The sequence below is a fragment of the Mycobacterium sp. TH-M106 genome (assembly GCF_057473765.1).
Genome location: NZ_JBYCLE010000086.1, coordinates 1 through 7,460 on the forward strand (window position 1 = coordinate 1; position 7,460 = coordinate 7,460).

The 7,460-nt window shown below is 67.5% G+C and carries 5 protein-coding genes; 1 reads left to right on the plus strand and 4 read right to left on the minus strand.

Going from position 1 to position 7,460, the window contains the following annotated elements; all coding sequences use genetic code 11:
• The 4 genes from eccCa to AC2VOP_RS02895 all read right to left on the minus strand — a co-directional run.
• Positions 1-3,937 (minus strand): type VII secretion protein EccCa (gene eccCa, locus AC2VOP_RS02880; RefSeq protein ID WP_486959572.1); only part of this gene is annotated, 3,937 nt, incomplete at its 3' end.
• Between the two features lies 1 nt (position 3,938).
• Positions 3,939-5,435, minus strand: a complete 1,497-nt coding sequence (gene eccB / locus AC2VOP_RS02885) for a type VII secretion protein EccB (RefSeq protein WP_486959573.1) — start codon at positions 5,433-5,435, stop codon at positions 3,939-3,941.
• 2 nt (positions 5,436-5,437) lie between these two features.
• Positions 5,438-5,773 (minus strand): DUF2710 family protein, encoded by a 336-nt coding sequence (locus tag AC2VOP_RS02890; protein WP_486959574.1) that lies wholly within the window; start codon positions 5,771-5,773, stop codon positions 5,438-5,440.
• A gap of 4 nt (positions 5,774-5,777) precedes the next feature.
• On the minus strand, positions 5,778-7,028 hold the full coding sequence (locus AC2VOP_RS02895) for a DUF5631 domain-containing protein (protein WP_486959575.1): 1,251 nt from the start codon (positions 7,026-7,028) through the stop codon (positions 5,778-5,780).
• 93 nt (positions 7,029-7,121) lie between these two features.
• Between AC2VOP_RS02895 and AC2VOP_RS02900 the strand changes: the two genes are divergently transcribed.
• Positions 7,122-7,265 (plus strand): hypothetical protein, encoded by a 144-nt coding sequence (locus AC2VOP_RS02900; RefSeq protein ID WP_486959576.1) that lies wholly within the window; start codon positions 7,122-7,124, stop codon positions 7,263-7,265.
• Positions 7,266-7,460 lie beyond the last annotated feature (195 nt).

Sequence of the window (7,460 nt, forward strand, 5' to 3'; positions counted from 1 at the left end):
GCAGCCCGACTTCGCGGCTGCGCTCGATGAGGCCCCACAGCGGCGCCGTGGCCGCCGGCTTCCCGATGCCGCCGTGCGGCCGCAGCTCCTGTTCGTCATCGATCAAGACGAAGTGGTGCGCCCCCTGCCACGACCGCCGATTCAGCAACTCCTCCTGGCTCAGCCCGGCCGGCGGCAGCCGGTCGGCCAGCAGCTGCGCCAGCTCGCCGACCACCTGATCGATCTCCTCGGGGGTGTAGGCGTAGGCACGCACGTGCGCGCCGCGGACCTTGCCGATCAGCGACGTCTTGGGGTCGATGATGGTGATCTGGGCCTGATCCGGGGTGAACCGGCTCACCACGGCCTGCCCGAAAGTCGCCAGCGCCGTGGACTTCCCGCACGACTGACGGCCCATCACCAACATGTTGGGCAGAGTGTGCGGCAGCACCACCGGCTGCAGCGCGGTCTCCCCGATCGCGAACGGGACATCCAGCGCGCCCCCAGCGACGGGGGCATCGGGGGTTCCGGCGCTGTCCCCCGTGGCTTCCGCATCGTGGGCATCGGGGACGCCGGCGGTGTGCGCATACGCCGCCACGATCTGCGCCAGCGGGACGCTCGCCGGCAGCCGGGCCAGCGTCTCCACCTTGCCGGTTCCCGCGACCGCGGTGACGGCATCACCCACCTGCCGGGTGGCAATCCGCTCACCGCCTGCGCCGATGATCTCGGGCACCCCGACCAGTAACTCGTAACCGTCTCGGGTGAGCCCGAAGCCGGGCCGGTCCAGGGTGTTTCGTGCGGCCTTGCGCAGCTCGATCGAGCTGCCCATCTGCGACTCGTCGGGGTTGGAAAGCCGCAGCTGGATCCGTGCGTTCGACACGTTCAGCAGCCCCTGCTTCTGCCCGACGAACCAGGCGGTGGCGCTGGTGATGACGTGCACACCGTAGGAGAGGCCCTGCCGGGCGAGAGTGATCACCCGATCTCCGATTCCGGGATCTTTTTCGTACAGGTCGCCGAAGTTGTCGACGACCAGGAACACATCGCCGAATTTGTCCGCTCGGTCCGTGCCCCCGCTGGCAGAGCCGACAGAGCCGGCAGCGCCGAATCTCCGCTCGCGGAAATCCGCGATGTCGATCTGGAAGCGCTTGAACGCCGCCTCACGCGCCCGGATCAGACCTTCGACGGTCGCCACGGTTCGCGAAACACCCTCGCTGTCACTGAGACTGACCACCCCGGCCACATGCGGCAGTTCGTACACCGGGTACAGCGCGGCGCCCACACAAAAGAACGTCACCCGCTCCGGTGTGTACATCAGCGCCGCGGACACCATCAACGTCATCATCGTGGTCGACTTGCCCCGCTGCGCGGTGGCGACAACCATGACGTTGTCCATCTCGGCGTCGACGACGTGCACCCGCTGGGTGTGCTCATCGGGGATGTCCACCACGCCCACCGGGAAGACCAGGCCGGCGTTCTGGCCGTAGTCGACGTGCCACGGTTTGCCCCGCCAGCCCGCCACCAGTGCGTCCACCGTCTCGCTGACTTCCAACGGCGGCAGCCAGATCGCGTGCGGCGGGCGGGCAGGATGGGCGATCAGCGACTCCCGAATGACGTCGACCAGCTTCTTCTTCCTGAACCCGTCCGGGTGGAAGAGGAATTCGTCGGGTTCTTCCGGCTCGTCGGCCACCGCCAAGGCCGCGCTGTCCGCCGCACTGAGCGGCTGGTACTGCCAGGTCAACGACCGCGGCTGGGAGAAGCTCACGGCCACAGCCTGCTTCGCCTGGTTCGCCCTAGCCGCCTTCTTCGGCAGCACGAACGGCGCCGACACGTAGAAGCACCGGAACTGCTCCAGATCTCGCGGCCCCACCTTGAGCAATGCGTAGCCGTTCTCCCGTGATGGAAGGTGCAGCGCGGCATCACTTCCGATCACATCGCGGGAATCCTCGGCGGTTTCGGCGCGCAGCGCCACCCGAAACGCGATGTTGCTCTTCGCCTTGCTCAGCGACGACAGGTCGAGGCGCTGGCCGCCCAGTGTGAAGAACACATTGCACCCACGGCCCTCCTGCCCGATGTGGATCACCAGGTCGATCCAGTCCGGATGGTGGATGAACAACTCCAGGTACTCGTCGATGATGACCAACAGGATCGGCACCGGCTCCAAGTCGCGTCCGGCCAGGCGCATCTCCTCGTACTCGTTGGCATCGCGAGCACCGGCATCCTTGAAAAGGCGGTAGCGCCTTGCGATCTCACCATCGACGGCCTTGCGCATCCGGTCGGCAAGATGTCTGTCGTCCTTTCCCAGGTTCGACAGTGAGCCGGCCACGTGCGGGAATCCAGCCAGATCTTGCGCGGCCGATTCGAACTTCATGTCGACGAAGATGATGTTGAACGTCTCCGGCGAGTGGGTCAGCGCGATCCCGCTGCACAGCGACAGGAAGTACTCCGACTTACCCGACCCAGAGGTGCCGATCACCACGGAGTGGAAACCGAAACCGCCGAAGTCCTTGGCGCGCAAGATGATGTGCTGCAGCTCGCCGCCCGGTTTCACCCCGACCGGCACCGTCGCCCACTTCGAGTCACCCCGGCCGCGGCTCTCCGTCCACAGCCGCTCGACGTCGAGTCGGCGCGGGTCGGAGATGCCCAGCGCCCGCAGCAGCTCACCGCCCTGACTGTCGGTCGCCGACAGCTCCCCCGCGGTCGTCGGCGACCAGCGGGCCAACGCCCGCGCATACCGGCTCGCGGTGCTCTCGGCAAGCGTGTCGGGCACCGCGTAGAACGCATCACGATGGAAGAGCCTGCCGCCATGAAGTTCGAAACACTGTTCTTCGCCCGCGAATCCGACGCCGACGCCAGGTCGGGTGGCCAGCCGCAGCACCGTGATACCGGCCATGCCCTTCTGACCGGTGACGCCCTCCCACTGTTCGGGCGTCCCGACGTCGTCGTCGACGATCACCCAGTGCGGGCCCAGCGCGGCGCCGCTCGTCGACTCCATCGGCGACAGCATCGAGGTCGGGCTGGCCCCGCTCGGCGGCGCCCACGGTCCGCGCCCTTTGCGGTGCAGCTCCGCGTCGAGTGCCTCCTCGAGATCCGTCGGCGAGGCGAACACCAGCCGGCGCATGCCGCAGGCGTCGAACATCTGGTCGTGAGAGTTGTGCGGCAGCCACACCAGCCACGACCACAGGTCGGGATGGCGGGTGACCACCATCAGCTTCACGTCGGCCGGGCTGTGGTAGACCGCCAAGGAACACAGCACCGAACGCAGCAGGGCGTACAACTCGGCCGGTTTCTCCCCGACGAAGGAGAAGCCGGGCTTGGACCGCAGACTGAGCACCTTGCCGATGCCGCGGATCTTGCTCTGCTCGAGAATGAAGTCCCGCAGCGCACCGCCGGTGACCGGTTCGAGTTCCTCCCCGACCGGCACCTCCGGCCATTGCAGCGATACCGCACAGTCACTGGCCTGCTGCACCCCGACCCCCAGCCGGACGTCGAGGAAATCCTGGTCGACACTGCGGCGTTCCCACATCCGCGGTCCGCCGATCACGGTGTCGAAGTGCTGCGGGTCGGCGTGGACGAACAGCTGGCTGCGGCGCTGTTCGGCAGCGGCGCGTTGCACCTCGTCGCGGTCCTCGTCGAGCTGGCGCAGGTAGATCCGGCGCTGCTTTTCCAGTTCGCCCCAGCTGATTCGGCGCCCCCGCCCGAACCGGCCGCTGAACATCAGCACACCGAAGCCGGCCAGCCCCATCATCGGGAAGAACCCGGACTGCAGCGACCTGACCCCCGAGGTGTACATCACCACCAGCGTGCCGACTATCCCGACCAGCAGGGCGGGCACGGCGATCATTAGCGCGATATTGCGGGGCTCGCGCTCCGGCAGGGCCAGCGGCGCGGCCACCGCCACCCGGGCCGGCGGCACGACCGGCACCGGCGCCCGCGGGCCCGGCACGAAACCGTGTTTGGACATCTCAACCGCCCGCCGGTTGGTCGGGAATCTGGGCCACCGCCGCGCCCGCGGTGACGGTGTCGCGCGCCACCAGTGCGCCCTCCCGGCTGGTCGCAGGTCCTGCCGCGAAGGTCCGCACTATCGGCCAGGGCGCCTGCACCGCAGTGCCGGCGTCGAGCCCCAGCGCCTGCAATGTCGGCTGGTTCCATTCGATCCCGTACCGAACGCCCTGCGGCGAGACCCAGTACAGGCTTTCCCGGGTGTCGGCGAGGGCCACGCCGGAAGTCGTCGCCACGAAATTTGCCGCCCCCGGCAACACCAGCGTCTGGTCGGCCTCCACCGAGTCGGGCGTACGATCGTCACGCACCAACCGCACCAGCCGGCGATCCGCCTCGACCGGCACCGGCAGACCCCGTCCGCTGACAACGGTGATCGTCGCCTGCGGATCGGTCGTCTGCTTTGCCCATGCAACACATATCACCGGGTTCGCCGCTGTATCAACGAATTCCAGCTTTCCGAACGGGTAATAGTCGACATCGAGGTCGTGGACTACCGGGATGTCGATCAGCCGATCCGGTGAGATCTGTATCGGCGCGGCAAAGCCCTGCGAGTCCGCGGTACGCAGCAGGTCGGCGACGAAGCCGGTGATCTTCTGCAGCCCGCCCGGCAGCAGCACATAGAATCCGCTGACGGCGCCGGCGGCGTTGCGCGTCTCCAACACACTGCCCACGGTGACATCGGCGGCGTCGGGCAGCCATCTCGACGGTGTTCCCTTCTCCGGGATCTTCGGCACGACAAGAGGTTCGGTCGTCGGCATGGCGTCGAATACAGCGTTGGAGATCTCGATCGGGCGCGTCTGCCCGGGATCGAGGCCCAGATTGAATGTCACCGATCTGTCCGCGGGATCGATGGCTGACCGGTGGCCACCCCAGATCACGTAGGTGGCGCCCCGGTGGGTCGCCAGCACGGCCTGCGTCGGCCCCATCGGCGCGGCCCGGCCGCCCACCGACAGCTGCCCCGCGATCGACGTCACCGTGGGCGCGACGCCGCTGGTGCGGACCGGCGCGGTGTCACACACCGCCCACGCCGATACCGGGTTGGCGGTAACGCCGATGCTGTCCGGTGCGCCGGGAATACCGATCGTCGGCCCGGTCGGGTACTTGGCGATCTCACTCGCCGTCACCCAGGACGGATCGGCGGCGTTACCGGTCGCCAGCCGCGCGGAGGTCAAGTTCAGTGCCGGATAGAGGCGGCCGTCGATCCTGGCGTAGACCGCGCCGGTGTCGCGGTTGCCGATGATCTGGGACTGGCCCACCAGCCCCGCTGGCTTCATCACGTGCAGCAGCGCCATCCAGCCGACGCCGATGCCGACCAACACCACAGACAGCGCCACCGCCGCCTGTTGTTTGCGGTCGTCGTGCTTCATCCGCACCGAGAACCGGGTGATCGCCGCCTTCAGCCGGCGGTTGTAGAACAGATGGCCGGAATTCTGGTCCCGGTTGGACAGGTTCAACGGCATGGTCAGTAGCCCATCGGCGACCACCGGATGCCTTCACCGTAGCGTTGGAGATAATCCGCTTCCGCCTCCTCGCGCAGCGCGGCGAACGCCAGGTTGAGCCGGTCCGTCAACTCACCGTGGGAGTAATCGGTCACCACGCCCGGATGCAGGGTCAATTCAATCAACCGGCCGTCGGAGTTCGCCGTGGCGTGGATGTCACCCAGATCGACGCTGTAGGTGATGCTCTCGGCCTCGGCGACGAGCTCCTCCCACCGCTCAGCCGCCTCGCGCAAGTCACGAAGAACCGATTCAACAAGGTCCTTGTCGCTGAGCTGCGCGCCGCTATCCGGCCCCGACATCCGCTCAGTATGTCGACCCTGCGCGACCAGCGTCAATTCGTCCGCGGGGCCGGCGGGAGCGGGCGGTAAAGCTGCTCGCCGGCGCAGCGTTCAACGTCTGGAACCAGGCGAAGTGGTAATTCGCCGTCACCCGGTCGCCGGTGGCGATGCCCGCGGTGGCGGCCAACAACAGGCAGTTCAACAGCAGGCCGGGGTCGACATCGGGGTACTGCGCTAACAGCTGATACCGCACGGTGTCCAGGTGCACCCGCAGCAGATCCATTTCGGCGTCGACCACGCTGGTCCCCGCGGCACCAGCCTTGGCCAAAGTGTTCGCCATCCGCGGCAACCCGTCTCGCCGGTGCGTGGCCTCGGCCAGCAGCCAGCCGAGATCGTCTATTGCCGGCAGTTCCCTGGCGCGTTGCGAGGATTCGATTCCGTCGGACTCGGTTGCCCGCCCGAGCCGATCCCCCGGGGCGTAGGTCGCCGACGCCGCCGACGACCCGGCGGTGTCCAACAGCGCGGCTATGTCGCCGTCACGCCATCCGGGCTCCAACAACCGCACAGCGGGGGGCAGTTCGATTCCGGGCGGGATCCACCCATGCGCAAGGTCGGTGACCAGCACCGTGTCACCGTCGTCGCCGGTCCCCGCCGCCCAACGCAGGCCGGGTTCTTGACGGGCGACGAACTCCAGCAGCCGCCGCAGCCGCTGGCCCGTTTCCTGCGCGGGGGCTGCGTCGGCCGGTTCTTCAGTGGGTGCCACGACCAGCGGGTCGGACCGGAACCTCAAGGGAACCAACGGGACAACGCCGGGCTCTTCTTGGCGGTCGTCATCGACGACGGGCAGCTGTTGCGTTATCTCCAGTGCTTGACGGGGAGCCTGTCGAGCGGGGTTCAGGCTGAGGTATTCGGTGCGAAACTCCAGCGCCTGCTTGCGGAGTTGACGAACTGTCGATTCGACGCGAAGCACCGCGAACGCCCGAGCGACGTTGACCACCCGTGTTTCGGCTGCTGTGCGCGCCGAGCCCGCCAACCCCGCCCGGCTGATCGCCTGAAGTTTCTCGTTGGCAGAGTCTGCGATCCGCCGTAGATCCGCGTCGAGATAGCGGGCGATCGTCGCGGTCTCGGCGGTAACGGTTGTCAGCTCGGCCGGCCACAGCCCGTCGAGCACCAGCGGGGTGCAGTCGGTGGGCGCGCTGAAAGCCGGTATCGCCAGAGCCTGCCTCGCCGCCCTGCGGAGACGATGCCGCGCCGTCGTCCAAGCGAAGATTGCCACCGAGCAAGCCTACCGCCGCTGGTGGAGGAGGTTTTGCTGGTGAATTGGCTGGTGAATTGTGATCGCCGGTGCCGGCTCGGTAGCCTGCAGACCATGGCCGACTCGGAGCTGCAGCGGCAGCTGGACGAGGTCCGCGATCTGTTGAATCGCGCCCGAAACCTGTTCGGTGCCAGCCCGATCGAACCCCCGCAGAATATTTCCCCGGATCCGCTCGCCGCCCAGAAGTGGGTGCGCTGAGCCGGCCGAACACCAGGTTCGGGCCTCCTCGACTGGTAGTGCGGCCACAGCAGCGAGCCGGCGCTCCTCGTCATCCATGCCACACCCACCAATTTCACAAAGGAGATTCTCAATGAAGTTGTCAAGCCGCCGCGGCGTTAGGTGTGGTGGGTTGATAGGCCTGGTGGTCGCGCAGCATGGCCCACAGGACGTTGA